14 protein-coding genes are annotated in these 16,932 nt (G+C 69.7%); 5 read left to right on the forward strand and 9 right to left on the reverse strand.

The window, feature by feature from the left end:
• Positions 1–18: 18 nt before the first annotated feature.
• Positions 19–624: a YceI family protein gene (locus OG562_RS30405; RefSeq protein WP_266403530.1), complete on the reverse strand. Its 606-nt coding sequence runs from the start codon at positions 622–624 to the stop codon at positions 19–21.
• Positions 625–949: 325 nt separating this feature from the next.
• Between OG562_RS30405 and OG562_RS30410 the strand changes: the two genes are divergently transcribed.
• Together OG562_RS30410 and OG562_RS30415 are read left to right on the forward strand one after the other, a co-directional pair.
• Complete coding sequence (locus OG562_RS30410) at positions 950–2,545, forward strand: acyl-CoA carboxylase subunit beta (RefSeq protein WP_266403533.1); 1,596 nt, start codon at positions 950–952, stop codon at positions 2,543–2,545.
• 57 nt (positions 2,546–2,602) lie between these two features.
• Complete coding sequence (locus OG562_RS30415) at positions 2,603–2,797, forward strand: acyl-CoA carboxylase subunit epsilon (RefSeq protein WP_266403534.1); 195 nt, start codon at positions 2,603–2,605, stop codon at positions 2,795–2,797.
• Between the two features lie 186 nt (positions 2,798–2,983).
• Here the strand turns inward: OG562_RS30415 and OG562_RS30420 are convergent, their stop codons facing one another.
• The 8 genes from OG562_RS30420 to OG562_RS30455 all read right to left on the reverse strand — a co-directional run bounded on the left by OG562_RS30420 (position 2,984) and on the right by OG562_RS30455 (position 13,648).
• Positions 2,984–3,565 (reverse strand): ATP/GTP-binding protein, encoded by a 582-nt coding sequence (locus OG562_RS30420; RefSeq protein ID WP_026248371.1) that lies wholly within the window; start codon positions 3,563–3,565, stop codon positions 2,984–2,986.
• Positions 3,546–4,130, reverse strand: coding sequence for a DUF742 domain-containing protein (locus tag OG562_RS30425; RefSeq protein ID WP_266403542.1), 585 nt, complete (start codon positions 4,128–4,130; stop codon positions 3,546–3,548). Before OG562_RS30425 ends, OG562_RS30420 begins: the two co-directional genes overlap by 20 nt.
• 93 nt (positions 4,131–4,223) lie before the next feature.
• On the reverse strand, positions 4,224–4,637 hold the full coding sequence (locus tag OG562_RS30430) for a roadblock/LC7 domain-containing protein (RefSeq protein WP_037737006.1): 414 nt from the start codon (positions 4,635–4,637) through the stop codon (positions 4,224–4,226).
• Between the two features lie 10 nt (positions 4,638–4,647).
• Positions 4,648–7,926 (reverse strand): nitrate- and nitrite sensing domain-containing protein, encoded by a 3,279-nt coding sequence (locus OG562_RS30435; protein WP_266403547.1) that lies wholly within the window; start codon positions 7,924–7,926, stop codon positions 4,648–4,650.
• A gap of 376 nt (positions 7,927–8,302) precedes the next feature.
• Positions 8,303–8,878: an ATP/GTP-binding protein gene (locus tag OG562_RS30440; protein ID WP_030793795.1), complete on the reverse strand. Its 576-nt coding sequence runs from the start codon at positions 8,876–8,878 to the stop codon at positions 8,303–8,305.
• Complete coding sequence (locus tag OG562_RS30445; protein ID WP_009190816.1) at positions 8,859–9,257, reverse strand: DUF742 domain-containing protein; 399 nt, start codon at positions 9,255–9,257, stop codon at positions 8,859–8,861. The genes OG562_RS30440 and OG562_RS30445 overlap by 20 nt, the downstream gene beginning before the upstream one ends.
• A 113-nt stretch (positions 9,258–9,370) precedes the next feature.
• Positions 9,371–9,784: a roadblock/LC7 domain-containing protein gene (locus OG562_RS30450; protein ID WP_003993189.1), complete on the reverse strand. Its 414-nt coding sequence runs from the start codon at positions 9,782–9,784 to the stop codon at positions 9,371–9,373.
• Positions 9,785–9,793: 9 nt separating this feature from the next.
• On the reverse strand, positions 9,794–13,648 hold the full coding sequence (locus tag OG562_RS30455; RefSeq protein ID WP_266403549.1) for a nitrate- and nitrite sensing domain-containing protein: 3,855 nt from the start codon (positions 13,646–13,648) through the stop codon (positions 9,794–9,796).
• Between the two features lie 602 nt (positions 13,649–14,250).
• On the opposite strand from OG562_RS30455, the gene OG562_RS30460 reads away from it, so the two are divergent.
• The 3 genes from OG562_RS30460 to gltX all read left to right on the forward strand — a co-directional run bounded on the left by OG562_RS30460 (position 14,251) and on the right by gltX (position 16,893).
• The gene (locus tag OG562_RS30460) at positions 14,251–14,439 is read left to right on the forward strand and encodes a hypothetical protein (protein WP_266403552.1); all 189 of its coding nucleotides are present in this window, start codon (positions 14,251–14,253) and stop codon (positions 14,437–14,439) included.
• 191 nt (positions 14,440–14,630) lie between these two features.
• Positions 14,631–15,416 carry a fumarylacetoacetate hydrolase family protein gene (locus OG562_RS30465; protein ID WP_266403553.1) on the forward strand — a complete coding sequence of 262 codons (786 nt, stop codon included), beginning with the start codon at positions 14,631–14,633 and terminating at the stop codon, positions 15,414–15,416.
• Positions 15,409–16,893, forward strand: coding sequence for a glutamate--tRNA ligase (gltX, locus tag OG562_RS30470; protein WP_266403555.1), 1,485 nt, complete (start codon positions 15,409–15,411; stop codon positions 16,891–16,893). The genes OG562_RS30465 and gltX overlap by 8 nt, the downstream gene beginning before the upstream one ends.
• Positions 16,894–16,932 lie beyond the last annotated feature (39 nt).

Raw genomic sequence — 16,932 nt, forward strand, 5'->3', positions numbered from 1 at the left:
CGTGATCCGGTCGCATCGTCACGCGTTCTTGATCGCTGAGATGTCGAAGTTCAGCTTGATCTTGTCGGAGACCAGCACGCCGCCCGTCTCCAGCGCCGCGTTCCAGGTCAGGCCCCACTCGGAGCGCAGGATCTCCGCCTTGCCCTCGAAGCCGACGCGCTCGTTGCCGAACGGGTCCTTGGCGGAGCCGTTGAACTCCAGGTCGATGGTGAGCGTCCCGGTCACGCCGAGGATGGTCAGGTCGCCGGTGATCCGGTAGTCGTCGCCGCCGAGCGCCTCCGCCGAGGTGGAGCGGAAGGACATCGTCGGGAACTCCTCGGTCTTGAAGAAGTCCGCGCTCTTCAGGTGGCCGTCACGGTCGGCGGACCCGGTGTCGATGCTGTCCATCTTGGCGTCGATCGAGGCGGTGGACTTCGCCGGGTCGGAGCCGTCGAGGTGCAGCGAGCCGGTGAAGTCGTTGAACTTGCCCTTGACGTTCGTGACCATCGCGTGGCGGGCGACGAAGCCTATCGTCGAGTGCGCCGGGTCGATCGAGTAGTCGCCGGTGAGGGCGGCCAGGTCGGGGTTCGTGGCGCCGGCGGCAGCGGTGGTCTCGGCGGGGTCCTTGCGGCCGAAGATGCCCATGACGTTCTCCTTGAGGGGACGGAAGATCGTTGATGTTTAACTTTCAACGAGGTTAACAGGGGGGAGGCTAGACCTATTCCGGCGCGGGGCCGGTTAGGCTCGCCGCGTCACTCCACCGGAGCATGCCGATCGGCGCGCCGTGGGCCCCGATGTGAAGCGGATCTCATCCCTCACCTTTGTGTGACCCCTACAACCCCTACGCCCTCTGAGCAGTCGGAACGCCTGCACACCCCCCTAGTTCTGTTCAGTGCTACCAGGAAAACGCTCCGGAGACTGTACGGAGTCGACGTCTCGCTTTCCTGGGTGGGCTTCGTAAGGTCGCTACATGACCGTTTTGGAAGAGTCGACGGGTGAGCCGACCGCGGAGCCCACGGACGCGCGTGGCCGCGTGGCCGAGCTGCACGAGATCCGTGCGCAGGTGCTGGCGGGCCCGAGCGAGAAGGCGACCCAGGCGCAGCACGCCAAGGGCAAGCTGACCGCCCGGGAGCGGATCGAGCTGCTCCTGGACGCGGGCTCCTTCCAGGAGGTCGAGCAGCTGCGCCGGCACCGGGCGACCGGGTTCGGACTGGAGACCAAGAAGCCGTACACGGACGGTGTGATCACCGGCTGGGGCACGGTGGAGGGCCGTACGGTCTTCGTCTACGCGCATGACTTCCGGATCTTCGGCGGCGCGCTGGGCGAGGCCCACGCCACCAAGATTCACAAGATCATGGACATGGCCATCGCGGCCGGCGCGCCGCTGGTGTCGCTGAACGACGGCGCGGGCGCCCGGATCCAGGAGGGCGTCTCCGCCCTCGCCGGCTACGGCGGCATCTTCCAGCGCAACACCAAGGCCTCGGGCGTCATCCCCCAGATCAGCGTGATGCTCGGCCCGTGCGCGGGCGGCGCGGCCTACAGCCCCGCCCTCACCGACTTCGTGTTCATGGTCCGCGAGACCTCGCAGATGTTCATCACCGGACCGGACGTCGTCAAGGCGGTCACCGGCGAGGAGATCACCCAGAACGGCCTCGGCGGCGCGGACGTGCACGCCGAGACCTCCGGCGTGTGTCACTTCGCGTACGACGACGAGGAGACCTGCATCGCGGAGGTGCGCTACCTCCTGTCGATGCTGCCGCAGAACAACCGCGAGAACCCCCCGCGCGCCGAGTCCGGCGACCCCGCCGACCGCCGCGGCGACGTCCTGCTGGACCTGGTCCCGGCGGACGGCAACCGGCCCTACGACATGACCAAGGTCATCGAGGAGATCGTCGACGACGGCGACTACCTCGAGGTCCACGAGCGCTGGGCGCGCAACATCATCTGCGCGCTGGGTCGCCTCGGCGGCCAGGTCGTCGGCATCGTCGCCAACCAGCCCCAGTCCCTCGCGGGCGTCCTGGACATCGAGGCGTCGGAAAAAGCTGCGCGCTTTGTCCAGATGTGTGACGCTTTCAATATCCCGATCGTCACGTTCCTGGACGTCCCCGGGTTCCTCCCGGGCGTCGACCAGGAGCACGGCGGAATCATCCGCCACGGCGCGAAGCTCCTGTACGCCTACTGCAACGCGACCGTCCCCCGGATCTCCCTGATCCTGCGCAAGGCGTACGGAGGCGCCTACATCGTGATGGACAGCCAGTCCATCGGCGCCGACCTCACCTACGCCTGGCCGACGAACGAGATCGCCGTGATGGGCGCCGAAGGCGCCGCCAACGTCATCTTCCGGCGCCAGATCGCCGGGGCCGAGGACCCCGAGGCCATGCGGGCCCGCATGGTCAAGGAGTACAAGTCCGAGCTGATGCACCCGTACTACGCGGCCGAGCGCGGCCTGGTCGACGACGTCATCGACCCCGCGGAGACCCGCGAGATCCTCATCAAGTCCCTGGCCATGCTGCAGACCAAGCACGCCGACCTGCCCTCCCGCAAGCACGGCAACCCCCCGCAGTAACCCGGCGGACCTTCCGCGACACCCCTGCGGAAACCTCTCTCACGGAGACTGACACCCATGAACACTCCCGACATCCGCGTCGAGAAGGGCCACGCCGAGCCCGAGGAAGTCGCCGCCATCACGGCGGTCCTCCTGGCCCGCGCCGCCGCCCAGTCCTCCACGACCCCGGACCACCACCGAGGCCGCCCCAAGGCCGGCTGGCGCCGCCTGGAGCGCGAGGGCGGCTTCCGAGCCCCGCACAGCTGGCACTGAGCCGCACGAGCGAGCACAAAGAAGGGCCCCTCTCCTCGAGAGGGGCCCTTCTGCGTGCCTCTAGTGCCTCTAAGGGGCGCGGGGCTGTATATCAACATGCGACTCCGCCGCGTGAGCGCGACCCGGCCACAGACTGCCTGCAGACGGCCAACGACCATCCGAGGCAGCCCGGTGGCCGCACGCCCGCTACCGCAAGCGAGCCATCAACGCATGCTCCACGAGAGTGATGAGCGCCGACTTGGCGTCAGCGCGATGCCGCGCGTCGGTCGTGATGATCGGCGTGTCCGGCCCGATCTGGAGCGCCTCGCGCACCTCGTCCGGGTTGTACGGCTGGTTCCCGTCGAAGCCGTTGAGGGCGATGACGAAGGGGAGACCCGAGTTCTCGAAGTAGTCGACCGCGGGGAAGCAGTCGGCGAGCCGTCGGGTGTCCACGAGCACGATCGCGCCGATGGCGCCGCGCACCAGGTCGTCCCACATGAACCAGAAGCGGTCCTGGCCGGGCGTACCGAAGAGGTACAGGATCAGGTCCTGGTCCAGCGTGATGCGGCCGAAGTCCATGGCGACCGTGGTGGTCGTCTTGTCTCCGGTGTGGGTGAGGTCGTCGATGCCCGCCGATGCGGACGTCATCACAGCCTCGGTACGCAGCGGGTTGATCTCCGAGACGGCCCCGACGAACGTGGTCTTGCCCACGCCGAAGCCACCCGCCACCACGATCTTCGCTGAGGTGGTGGAGCGGGAAGGACCGCCGCTAGAGCTTGCGAAGTCCACTGAGCACCCTTTCGAGCAGTGTCACGTCTGGCTGGCCGCCGGCGCTCTCGTCGCCGCCGGGCTGATGGATGGCGACCAGTCCCGCCTCCGCCAAGTCGGCGACGAGGATCCTGGCCACGCCGAGAGGGATGGTCAGCAGCGCCGAGATCTCGGCGACCGACTTGATCTCTCGGCAGAGGTTGCAGATCCGCTGATGCTCGGGCAACTGGCCCTGCATCTGGTGCGGCTGCGCAGTGGTGTGCACCAGCGCCTCGATGGCGAGCTGGTAACGCGGGCGGGTCCGGCCACCGGTCATGGCGTACGGACGCACCAACGGGTTGTTCGACGCCCCGGCGGGCGCCGGCTCGGGGGTGCGGCGCTGCGGCTGCACGGGCTGGATGCGCGGGGCCGGCGGCTGGTCGTACGGCGACGGGCCGGGGCCCTGCGGCGCGTACGGCTGCTGACGCCGCTGGCTGGGCGCGGAGGGGAAGTTGTAACGGTTCGGGTTCTGGGAACCGTCGCCTTGGCCCTGGGCAGGGCCGTACGACCAGTTGCCCGAATTCGAACCGCCTGGGGGTGTTGCCACTTTCTCTCCTCCTCCGACTGTGCCTGGCACCCAACGTGGAGCCGCGTCCCGAAACCTTACGGCCACGGGACGCCAAAACGCACCGTCCGTTTGTTAGTTGAGAAGGCTCCCTTGGAGCTCCGCACGAAGATCGGGCGTCAGGACCGAGCCCGCTCGGTCCACCAGGAGGGCCATCTCGTACCCGATGAGGCCGATGTCCGCCTCGGGGTGAGCGAGAACCGCGAGCGAGGAACCGTCGGAGATGGACATCAGGAAGAGGAATCCCCGCTCCATCTCCACAACCGTCTGGTTCACGCTGCCTCCCTCGAAGATCCGGGAGGCGCCTGCCGTCAGGGACGTCAGACCGGAGGCGACGGCAGCGAGCTGGTCGGCACGGTCGCGGGGGAAGCCTTCGGACATCGCCAGAAGGAGTCCGTCGGCGGAGACCACTACCGTGTGGGACACCCCCGGGGTGTTGTCCACGAAGTTGGTGATCACCCAGTTCAGGTTCTGTGCCGCCTGGCTCATCGGGCTCACACTAACGCTCCTGGTTGTAGGTGCTGTCAGGACCACTGTGGTTCCTAGTGGCCTGGCCGTTCGTTTCACTGCCTGCGTTGCGACCTCGCTGGACGCCCCGACGCAGGTTGCTCAACCTGCCTCGGACGTCCTCCGGGGCGCGGGAGACCTGGGGGCCTCCCTGGGGGGTGTTCTCCGCGGCGCCCTCGACCAGGTTGGCCTTGGGCACCCGCCGCGGCAGACCGGAGGAGGTGACCCCGCCCGCCTTGGGCTTCTTCAGAGCGGAGGCCTGCTGCCAGCGCTCGTCGTTCGACGAGCGCCAGACGTCGCCGCCGCCGTTGCTCTCCGAAGCGGAGGCCGGCGCCTCCTGGGTCGCGGGCCGCGCGCCGTTCGAAGCGCTCGCGGTGGATCCACGGCGGGGAAGCCCGGCGTCGGTCAGCGCGTGGGACGCGGAGGGAGCCGGTCCCGGACGCTCGAAGCCTACGCGGTCCCGCTCACCCGCGTCAGCGACCTGCGTCGCTTCCGCTTCCGGAGCGTACTGGTCCGGGTAGCCGTTCTGGTAACCGCTCTGCTGGGGCCAGTCGTCCTGGTAGGGCTGCTCCTCGTACGGAGCGAAGTTCTCGGACGCGGGGGCGTGCGCCGGCGTCCGCTCCTCCTGGCCCGGCTCCGCGTACGCGGGGTCGGGGTAGCCGCCGTTGGACGAGAAGGCGTCGGTCTGCGGCAGAGTGCCGTTCGGCGCGTAGTACTGCTCGTCGTACGCCGGACGCTGCTGCTCCTCGTACGGAGTCGGCTGCTGCTCGTCGTACGCCGGACGGCCGTTCGCGCCGTCGAACGCCGCGGGCTGCTCGGCGTAGCCGCTCTGCGGCCCGTTGTAGCCGTTCTGAGCGGCCTGTCCCGCGTCGTACGCCTGCTGCTGCTGGGTCGAGTCGAAGCCCTCGCCGTACACGGGCGTCTCCGGGCCCGCCTGCGGGTCCGGCTGGGACTCCAGCGCGGCCCGGCGCTCCTCGCGCATCAGGGAGCGGCCCACCGGGTCCAGCTCGCGGATGTCGTCGGGGACCTCGGTGTAGGCGGTGTCGTCGAAGCCGAGCTCGGCGGCCGTCCGCATCGGCAGACCGCTGTTGAAGTCCTCGCCCGAGTAGTTCTGCTGCTCCGGGATGATCTGCGAGACGGTGAACTCGTCGCGCTCCGGCTGCTGCGTCTCGCCGCCGCCGCCGTGGGTGATGGCGTCCGGGAGCATGACCAGCGAGGTGGTGCCCGCCTGCTCGCCCGAGGGGCGCAGCTGGACGCGGATGCCGTGCCGGTCGGACAGCCGGCCGACCACGAACAGGCCCATGCGCTGCGAGATCGCGGCGTCCACGGTCGGCGGGTTGGCCAGCTTGTGGTTGATGTCCGCGAAGTCCTCGGCGGTGAGGCCGATGCCCTTGTCGTGGATCTCGATCATGACCCGGCCGTCGGGGAGACGGGTGGCCGTGACCCGGACCTTGGTCTGCGGGGAGGAGAACGTCGTCGCGTTCTCCAGCAGCTCGGCGAGCAGGTGCACGAGGTCGGTCACCGCGCGGCCGTGGATCTCGGCCTCCGGGACGCCCGACAGCTCGATGCGCTCGTACTGCTCCACCTCGGAGGAGGCGGCGCGCAGCACGTCGACCAGCGGGACCGGCTGGTCCCAGCGGCGGCCCGGCTCCTCGCCGGCGAGGACCAGGAGGTTCTCGCCGTTGCGGCGCATACGGGTCGCGAGGTGGTCCAGGCGGAAGAGGTTCTCCAGCTGGTCCGGGTCGGCCTCGTTGTTCTCCAGGTCGGTGATCAGGGTCAGCTGGCCCTCGATCAGGGACTGGTTGCGGCGCGAGAGGTTGGTGAAGATCGCGTTGATGTTGCCCCGCAGCAGGGCCTGTTCGGCGGCCAGTCGGACCGCCTCGCGGTGGACCTGGTCGAAGGCGCGGGCGACTTCGCCGATCTCGTCCCTGGTGTTGATGGGGATGGGTTGGACCCGGGTGTCCACGCGGCCGGGGTCGGTGCGCGAGAGCTGGTCGACCAGCATCGGCAGGCGCTGCTCGGCGATGCCGAAGGCGGCGTTGCGCAGCTGGCGCATGGACTGGCTCATCTGGCGGGCCATGAGGGACGCGATGATGAACGCGGCGAGCAGGGCGATGATGACGATGGCGCCGTTGACGATGGCGTCGCGCTGGGCGTCGGAGGCGATCTGTCCGGCCTCGTCGACCGCGCGGTTGATGAGCTCGTTCTCGACCTGGCTGTAGCCCTGGAACTTCAGCGTCGCGGCCGACATCCACGCCTGGGCGGTGATGCCCTGCTCGGCGAGCTGGGCAGGGGTCTGTCCGCTGCCGATCGCCTGGATCATCTTGTCCATCGAGGGCGGAGCGGTGAAGTCCTGGCCCGCGGCGTCGGCCTTGGCCTTCGCGTCGGCGACCTGCTTCGCGCCCTCCGCGGTCTTCTCCTTCATGACCTCCTGGAGCCGCGCGGCGTCCTGGACGGTGCCACCGGAGACGTACTCCTGCTGGGCGATGCCCTCGAGGTAGGCGTACGAGGTGAAGGCGGTGACCTGCCGCGCGTAGACCTTCGGGTCGGGGCTGGGCCGGACGAGCAGGTGCATGCCGATCGCGCGCTGCAGGGATTCGGCGCCCTTGCCGAGGGTGATCGCGTACACGGTGCGGCCGTAGGCCGTGATGTTGCCGGTGCCGAGGCCGAGTTCGTTGGAGAACTCCACCAGCAGGTGCTCGACCGTGACGTAGCCCTCTTCGGTCGTCACCGGGTCCATGGCCTTGGTGTAGGCAGACGCCCGGATCTTCGTGAGCGCCGGCTCGGCCTCCTCCACCAGCTTCAGACGGCGCTTGAGGCCCTCCTTGTCCGGCATCCCGACGACCTCGTCGTGGAAGGCGGCGGCCTTCTCGTCGGTGGTGGCGCGGGCCTCCTTGACGACCGTGCTGTTCTTCTTGTTCTCCAGCAGCGGTTCGGCGGTGACGTCCCGCTCGTCGAGGAGCGCCTCGGCGTACTGGCCGGCGGCGGCCACGATCTTCGCCACCTTCTCGGCGTCGCGGGCCTCCTGCCAGGTGTCGATCGAGCCCTTCACCTGGAAGCCGCCCATGACGAGGCCGACCAGCACGGGTATGAGCAGGATCGCGTTCAGCCGGGTCGGCACGCGCCAGTTGCGCGGGGAGAGACGGCCGCCGCTCTTGGCGGGCGCGGCCGTCGGCTCCGAGCCGGGCACAGGGGCGGGCGCCGCTCCGCGCGGCGGCGGCGTGAAGTTGCCCCGGGCCGCCGGCTCGGGACTTTTCTTGCTTCGCCTCACTCGACCAACAACCTCTCGGCGGTCGGCACCTTCGTCGTGCCGCAGTGTCTCAGAGCCCGGTCAGCCATCGACCATGAGTACGTCATTGACTATTGGGCAGTTCAGGCATTCCAGCACGACGACCAGTGCTCTTCCAAACAGTGGAAAGGGTCGGTTCGAAGTGATGTAAGCCCCAGATAAAACGGTCAAATAGAACGAGCCCCGCCAAATGACGGGGCCGACGTGCGCGCAGTGACACCGAACGACCGCGACGCGTGGTGGTTTCGCCCGATACCTCTGCCGAAACGTTATGAACACCGGAGCCGACCGTGTCAAAGGCCACAGTCGGCTCCAGAGCGTCTACGACAACCGCCGTACGGCACGGGCGATGTGCAAGTTACCGCAGGCGGGCCATGAGCGCGTGCTCCACCAGCGTGATCAACGCGCTCTTGGCATCCGAGCGATGCCGCGCGTCGGTCGTGATGATCGGCGTGTCCGGGCCGATCTGCAGCGCCTCACGCACTTCTTCGGGCTGGTAGGGCTGCTGACCGTCGAAGCCGTTGAGGGCGACGACGAACGGCAGACCGCTGTTCTCGAAGTAGTCGACCGCAGGGAAGCAGTCGGCGAGCCGCCGGGTGTCCACGAGCACCACGGCGCCGATGGCGCCGCGCACCAGGTCGTCCCACATGAACCAGAACCGGTCCTGGCCGGGCGTGCCGAACAGGTAGAGGATCAGGTCCTGGTCCAGCGTGATGCGGCCGAAGTCCATGGCCACCGTCGTGGTGGTCTTGTCCCCGGTGTGGGTGAGGTCGTCGATGCCCGCGCTCGCGGACGTCATCACGGCCTCCGTACGCAGCGGGTTGATCTCGGAGACCGCTCCCACGAACGTGGTCTTGCCCACGCCGAAGCCGCCCGCCACCACGATCTTCGCCGAGGTGGTGGCCCGGCCACCGTCAGAGCTTGCGAAGTCCACTGAGCACCCTTTCGAGCAGCGTCACGTCCGGTGCGCCGCCGTTGTTCTCGTCGCCGCCCGGCTGGTGGATGGCCACCAGTCCGGCCTCGGCGAGGTCCGCGACGAGGATCCGCGCCACGCCCAGCGGCATGGCAAGGAGAGCCGACACCTCCGCGACCGACTTCACCTCGCGGCACAGGTGGCAGATGCGCTGGTGCTCGGGGAGCAGTCCCATGAGCGCTGCCGGATCGGCCGTGGTGCTGATCAGCGCCTCGATGGCGAGCTGATAGCGCGGCCTGGTCCGGCCACCGGTCATCGCATACGGACGCACCAGCGGCTGGTCGCCCTCGTCACCGTACGGCTCCGCGTACGGATCATGATGGGCGGTGGGCGGGGTCATGGATCCTCCGGGCGGGACAGCAAGTCTCGGTCAGTCGTGCCGTCCGTCGAGGCCGGTGGGGGGATTGTGTCGGCCGGACGGGGGTTTCGTGAGGTGGGTGGTACTGGGGCGGGTCAGTGGAGCAGACTGCCCTGGAGCTCGGCGCGCAGGTCGGGCGTGAGCACCGCGCCCGCACGGTCGACGAGCAGTGCCATCTCGTAGCCGACAAGGCCGATGTCGCACTCGGGGTGCGCGAGCACGGCGAGGGACGAGCCGTCGGAGACGGACATGAGGAAGAGGAATCCTCGTTCCATCTCGACGACCGTCTGTGCCACGCTGCCGCCCTCGAAGATGCGCGAGGCGCCGGCGGTCAGCGAGGTGAGCCCCGACGCGACGGCTGCCAGCTGGTCGGCCCGGTCACGCGGGAAACCTTCGGACATCGCGAGCAGGAGCCCGTCGGCGGACACCACGACGGTGTGGGACACCCCGGGGGTGTTGTCCACGAAGTTGGTGATCAACCAGTTCAGGTTCTGTGCCGCCTGGCTCATCTGGCTCAACTAACGCTCCTGCTGGTGAGTGGGGTTCGGGAAGCTGCCGGTCTGGCCGTTGCCGACCTGACGACCCTGCGCGATACCCCGACGGAGATTGGTCAGCCGGCCACGTACGTCATCAGGCGCACGTGAGACCTGCGGACCGGTTTGGTGCTGTTGCTGCTGAGCCGTGCCCGGGACCAGGTTGGCCCGGGGCACCCGGCGCGGCAGGCCGGAAGTGGTGACGCCGCCCGCGGCCGGCTGCCTGACCCGCTCGGCCTGCCGGACGAGTTCGTCGTTCGGCGAGGTCCGCCAGGAGGCGTTGGCGGCGGGACGCTGAGGGGCTGCCGGAGCCTGTGCGGGCTGCGGCGGCGCTTGCGGAACCTGGGCGGCCGGAGCCGAACCGCCCGCCTGCTGTCCCGTCGGCTGGCCCGCTTGCTGGCCGGCCTGCTGACCGCGGAACCAGTTGGTCTCCAGCGTGTCGTACAACGGCGTACGTCCGTCGCCCGGGCCCTGGGCCGGCGGCAGCGCCTCCGGCTCGGGACGTCCGGCGGGACGCGGCGGGACCGGCGGCTGCGCAGTGCCGTAGCCGCCCGTGCCGTTGTTGCTGTTGCCGTTGCTGTTGCCGTTGAGCTGGGGACGCTGGAACTGGCCGGTGGACGAGGGGTCCTGGCGGCCGGGCAGCGCGTGCTGTCCGGTGGCCGAGCTGTCGTAGCCGTTGATCGAGAACTGGCCGGTGGAGCCGTTGTCGTAGGCCTGCGGGGCGGCGAACTGGCCCGGGTTCGCCGGGGTGTTCTGGCCGCCGGGTGTGCCGAAGACGTCCGAGCGGACGTACCCGTTGGCGTCCTGCTGGCCGCTGCCGGGACGCTCGAACTGGCCGGTGTCCTGCGGGGCGCTGGTGCCCGGGCGCTGGAACTGGTTGTTCGTGTCCTGGCGGCCGCCCGGGCCCGACTGCGGGGCGCCGACGGCCGGGAACTGGCCCGTGCCCTGGTTTCCGTTCGCGCCGGGACGGCCGAAGTCGGCCGGACCGGCCGGGCCCTGGCGCTCGTCGACCCGCGGGAACACCGGTATCTCGGCGGTCGCGCCGGGACCGTGCAGGTCGTCGATGCGCGGCAGCTGCGAGGTCCGCGCGACGTCCGGCTCCTCGTGGCCGCGCGGGGCGTCCAGCGGGGTGCGCGGCACCGGCGGCTGGGCGTTCTCGTCGCCCCAGCTGGTCACCCGCGGCGGGTTGCCGCCGGGCAGCTCGGCGCGCGGACCGCCGCGCGGCGGAAGCTGCGGCTGACGGCCGCGGCCGCCCTGGTCGGCCTTGTTGTTCTGGCGCTGCGGCGGACGACCGCCGCCGAACATGTCCTGGCCCTGTGTACCCGTGCCGGCCGACTGCAGACCCTGCGGGGCGCCCTGCGCCTGACCGCCGAAGCCGGCGCCGGCCGGAGCCGGGCGGCCCTGCGGGGAGGCGGGACCCTGCGGTCCGCGCGGCGGGGTGCCGCCGGGACGGCCACCGCCGTCACGGCCGGGCAGCGCGGCCCGGGGACCCTGACCGGCGGCGAGCCGGCCGCCCGAGCCCGGAGCGGACCCGAGGGCGCCGCCGACCGGGGCGCCGGCGCCGAGGGCGCCGCCCTGCTGTCCGCCCTGGCGACGTGCCGCGGCGGCGCCGGCGGCGGCCTGCGCGGCGGCGGGACCGCCGCCGACACTGGCCTGACCGGGCTTGGGCTGGGGCTTCTTGCCGCCCTGGGCGACGTCCACAGGCAGCATGACCAGCGCGGTCGTGCCACCGGAGTCGGACGGGCGCAGCTGGATGCGGATGCCGTGACGCTGCGACAGCCGGCCGACCACGAACAGACCCATGCGTCGGGAGACGGAGACGTCCACGGTGGGCGGCGAGGCGAGCCGCTCGTTGATCGCGGCGAGGTCCTCGGGGGAGAGGCCGATGCCGGTGTCGTGGATCTCGATCAGCACGCGGCCGTCGGGCAGCGCGTGACCGGTGACCTTGACCTTGGTCTGCGGCGAGGAGAACGAGGTGGCGTTCTCCAGCAGCTCGGCGAGGAGGTGCACGAGGTCGTTGACGACCCGGCCGGCCACTTCGGTGGTCGGCACGGAGGACAGCTCGATGCGCTCGTACTGCTCCACCTCGGACGCGGCGGCGCGCAGCACGTCGACCAGCGGGACCGGACGGGTCCAGCGACGGCCGGGCTCCTCGCCCGCGAGGACGAGGAGGTTCTCGCCGTTACGGCGCATGCGGGTCGCGAGGTGGTCGAGCTTGAACAGCGAGGACAGCTGGTCCGGGTCGGCCTCGCGGGACTCCAGCTCGGAGATCAGCGACAGCTGGCGCTGGATCAGACCCTGGGAGCGGCGCGAGAGGTTGGTGAACATCGCGTTGACGTTGCCTCGCAGGAGGGCCTGCTCGGCGGCGAGGCGGACGGCCTCGCGGTGCACGTCGTCGAAGGCCGCGGCCACCTGGCCGATCTCGTCCCGGGAGTGCACACCGACCGACTCGACGGAGGTGTCGACGTCCTGCGGGTCGGACTCGGACAGCTGCTTGACCAGCTCGGGCAGTCGGTCCTGGGCGACCTTGGTGGCCGTCTCCTGGAGCCGGCGCAGCGAGCGGATCATGGACCGGGCGACGACGAACGCGCCGACCAGCGACACGCCCAGCACGAGCAGGATGAGCGCACCCGAGATGATCGCCTCGCGCTCCGACTCGGCGCGCAGCTCACGCGCCTTCTGCTCCATGTCCTCGAGCAGCGTGTGCTCGATGTTGTTCATCTGCCGGATCTTGGTCGTGGAGTCGTCGACCCAGTCCTTGTACGACCGCTTGTCCAGCGAGGTGAGACCGCTCTTGGAACTGAGCGCGCGGGAGGCGTAGGTGTCGGACTCCTCGATGACCGGGTTGCCCTTTTCGATGGGGCTCAGCAGTTCTTCGGAGTTGTCGTCGCCGTAGATGCCGCGGAAGGTGTTGAGCTCGGAGTCCTCGTTCTGGTACGCGGCCGCGGCGTACTGCCGGTCGTTCTCGGAGAGGTCGCCGTAGGTGGTGTTGTTCGCGGGCAGCGCCGCCGCGAGCACGGCGCGCTGGATGGAGGCCCACTCCTTGGCGGAGGAGAAGGCCGCCAGCGAACGGGTGCGCTGGATCATCTCCGGGTTGCTGGTGGCCTGCGCCATGTCCTGCGAGAGGTCGACCAGGCCGGTGATGAGGCGGTGGTAGGCGTCGACCGTCTGGGAGGAGTTGCCCTTCTCCGCGTAGGCGGTCGAGCGGGCGTCCTGGAGCTTGGCGAGGTCGCCGAGGAGACCGACGAGGGTCTCGCGGACACCCTGGAGGTTGCCGTCCTGGGAGGCGCCGTCGATCTCTTCCGAGGCGTCCTGGAAAGCGGTCAGCGCACGGTCCGTCTTGTCCCGGAGGCCCTTGACGGCGTAGTCGCTGGCCTTCGCGCCGTGCGCCAGCGGGCCGGCCGAGCGGTCGCGCTCCTCCTGGAGCGCGACGGCCAGCTCGGTGGCCTGCGTGGTCATGTCCGTCAGCAGCTTCATGTTGTCGAGCTGCTGGATGTCGTCCATGGACTGGTTGATGCGCAGCCCGCCCAGCGTGGTGGCCGCGACCACCGGCAGCGTCAGCAGCGCCACCAGGCGCGTGGAGATACGCCAGTTGCGCAGGGCCACGCGCGAGCCGGGCCCGGTGGGACCGGTCTGCGGCTTGCCGGCCGGAGTCGGGGGAGTGGAGCTCGGCGACGCGGACGCGCCGGGGCGCCCGGAGCGCTCACCGCCGTCGCCGGACGGTGCCGGGCCCGGGTTCTGGGCGTGCTGGGGCGAGGAGCCGACTGCCATCGGGCCGGTCCCGCCGTGCGGCTCCGGCTCGGCCGAAGCGCTGCCATCCCTCTTGAAACGTCCCTGCACTAGCGTCGCAACCTCTGGACCAGGCGCCCTTCCGTGTGACCGGAAGGACGGTGTCGGCGTGTTGAGAGGCGTCCTGAATTACGCCCCTCGGGTGGTCGTGAGTGACCGGCGCTCGCTCCCCCTGTCTAGCCGCCACGTCGGCGCGTGTGCGCCCCCTGTGCGCCGGCTCGATCCTGCGGCGGTCCGTGAGATTCCAGCACAGAGGCGGATCTCCAACAAGGTGTGTTGGCCGTGCTGTGACATCTGTGACAACACGTGAGGAGCACGTCACACGATGTGGACGCGAAACGTGCGTAAGGGAGGCATAAAGGGGTGAAGTACTGGCCCCCGGGGGGTGTCCCAGTCGCCATGATCAGGAGCGGAATGGGCGCTTCAGGGGCCGAATGTCCGTTTCATGGCAGGCACTCAGGGGTCAGGAATGACCGTTTTGCCCGTGGAGTCGTGAGCAAACTCACACGGTGATCATGAGACCCGCACGCGTTCCCGGGGAATCGCGTGTTTAGCCTGACGCTTTACGGAATTGGCACATCCGACAAGCCGCGCCTGCGCGAGGCCCTCACGGGCCCGCCCGGCGCCCGGACACGACAGGGTCGACTACAACAGTGAAGACGACGACGATGTTCCACAAGATCGCCAACCCGCGGCGCACGACGCTGGCGCACCTCAAGGACGCCGACGAACTGCAGCTCCCGGAGCAGCCGGAGCACTCCGTCGACCTCCCGGCCCAGACCGCCAATCCCAAGCGCACCATCCTCATGGAGATCCCCGCCACCGTCTCCGTGGCGGAGTAGATCCTCAAGCCCCGCGGATCAGATCTTCACGAGTCGCGGAACGGATCTTCACACAGGGATACGGGCGCACGCCGCCGAACGCTCAAGGCGGCCGCCCACGGATGTCAAGGGCGTCCCCGGCCGGGGGCGCCCTTCCGCGTTAGCCTGGAGCGTCACACTCCAGCCAGCTCAGTCAAGGGGCCAACCAACCCGTGCGCATCGCCAGGTTCTCCATCGACGGGAACGTCGCCTTCGGCGCGGTCGAGGGCGACAAGCCGGACGAGCTCGTCCTCGACATCATCAAGGGCATCCCGTTCGCGGACCACCAGCTCTCCGGTACGAAGGTGCCGCTGAGCAAGGTCCGACTGCTCCCGCCCGTGCTGCCCAACAAGGTCGTGGCCTTCGGCCGCAACTACGCCGAGCACGCGCGTGAACTGGGCAACGAGGTGCCGGACGCGCCGTTCGCCTTCTTCAAGCCCTCCACCTCCGTGATCGGCTCCGGCGACGCCATCCAGTACCCGCCCTTCTCCGAGGAGCTCCACCACGAGGCCGAGCTCGCCGTGGTCATCGGCCGCATGTGCCGTGAGGTCCCGCGCGAACGCGTGGCGGACGTCATCTTCGGCTACACCTGCGCCAACGACGTCACCGCGCGGGACGTGCAGCGGCGCGAGAAGCAGTGGGCGCGGGCCAAGGGCTTCGACACGTCCTGCCCGCTCGGCCCCTGGGTGGAGACGGACCTGGACCTCGCCACCGCGTCCGACCTGACGATCCAGCTCACGGTCAACGGCGAACAACGCCAGCTGGGCCGGACCAGCGAGATGATCCACTCCATCGAGGATCTGATCGTCAACATCACCGAGGCCATGACGCTGCTCCCCGGCGACGTGATCCTCACGGGCACCCCGGCAGGGGTCGGCCCCCTGGCTGTCGGCGACGAGGTCGCCGTCACCATCGAAGGCATCGGCACTCTCACCAACAAGGTTGTCAAGCGTGGCTAGCGCACCCGGCTCCCCCGTACGCGTCCGATTCTGTCCCTCGCCCACCGGTAACCCCCACGTGGGCCTGGTCCGCACCGCCCTGTTCAACTGGGCGTTCGCCAAGCACCACCAGGGCACGCTGGTCTTCCGCATCGAGGACACCGACGCGGCCCGCGACTCCGAGGAGTCCTACGACCAGCTGCTGGACGCGATGCGCTGGCTGGGCTTCGACTGGGACGAGGGCCCCGAGGTCGGCGGCCCGCACGCGCCGTACCGCCAGTCGCAGCGCATGGACCTCTACAAGGACGTCGCCGAGAAGCTCCTCGACGCCGGCCACGCCTACCGCTGCTACTGCTCCCAGGAGGAGCTGGACAGCCGTCGCGAGGCCGCCCGCGCCGCCGGCAAGCCCTCCGGCTACGACGGCCACTGCCGCGACCTGAGCGCCGCGCAGGTCGAGGAGTACCGGGCCCAGGGCCGCGCCCCGATCGTCCGCTTCCGCATGCCCGACGAGACGATCACCTTCACGGACCTGGTCCGCGGCGAGCTGACGTTCACCCCGGAGAACGTGCCGGACTACGGGATCGTACGAGCGAACGGCGCTCCGCTGTACACGCTCGTCAACCCGGTCGACGACGCGCTGATGGAGATCACGCACGTGCTGCGCGGCGAGGACCTGCTGTCCTCCACCCCGCGCCAGGTCGCCCTGTACAAGGCGCTGGCCGAGCTGGGCATCGCCAAGCACACCCCGCAGTTCGGTCATCTGCCGTACGTGATGGGCGAGGGCAACAAGAAGCTCTCCAAGCGGGACCCCGAGTCCTCCCTCAACCTCTACCGGGAGCGCGGCTTCCTGCCCGAGGGCCTGCTCAACTACCTCTCCCTGCTCGGCTGGTCGCTCTCGGCCGACCGGGACATCTTCGCCATGGACGAGATGGTCGCGGCCTTCGACGTCGCGGACGTCAACCCCAACCCGGCGCGCTTCGACCTGAAGAAGTGCGAGGCGATCAACGCCGACCACATCCGGCTGCTGGACGTGAAGGACTTCACGGAGCGCTGCGCGCCCTGGCTGAAGGCCCCCTTCGCGCCCTGGGACCCGGAGGACTTCGACGACGCCAAGTGGCAGGCGGTCGCCCCGCACGCCCAGACCCGCCTCAAGGTCCTCTCGGAGATCACCGACAACGTCGACTTCCTCTTCCTCGCGGAGCCGGTCTTCGACGAGGCGAGCTGGACGAAGGCCATGAAGGAGGGCAGCGACGCCCTGCTGACCACGGCCCGCGAGAAGCTGGACGCGGCCGACTGGACCTCCGCGGAGTCCCTGAAGGAGGCCGTCCTGGCCGCCGGCGAGACCCATGGCCTCAAGCTCGGCAAGGCCCAGGCCCCCGTCCGCGTGGCCGTCACCGGCCGCACGGTCGGCCTGCCCCTCTTCGAGTCCCTGGAGATCCTGGGCAAGGAGAAGACGCTGGCCCGGATCGACGCGGCGCTGGCACGGCTGGCGGCGTAACGCTCTGCATACGTGAGGGGCGGCATCCGGAGTCCCCGG

It is taken from the genome of Streptomyces sp. NBC_01275 (assembly GCF_026340655.1).
In the GTDB taxonomy this organism is placed as follows: Bacteria; Actinomycetota; Actinomycetes; order Streptomycetales; family Streptomycetaceae; genus Streptomyces.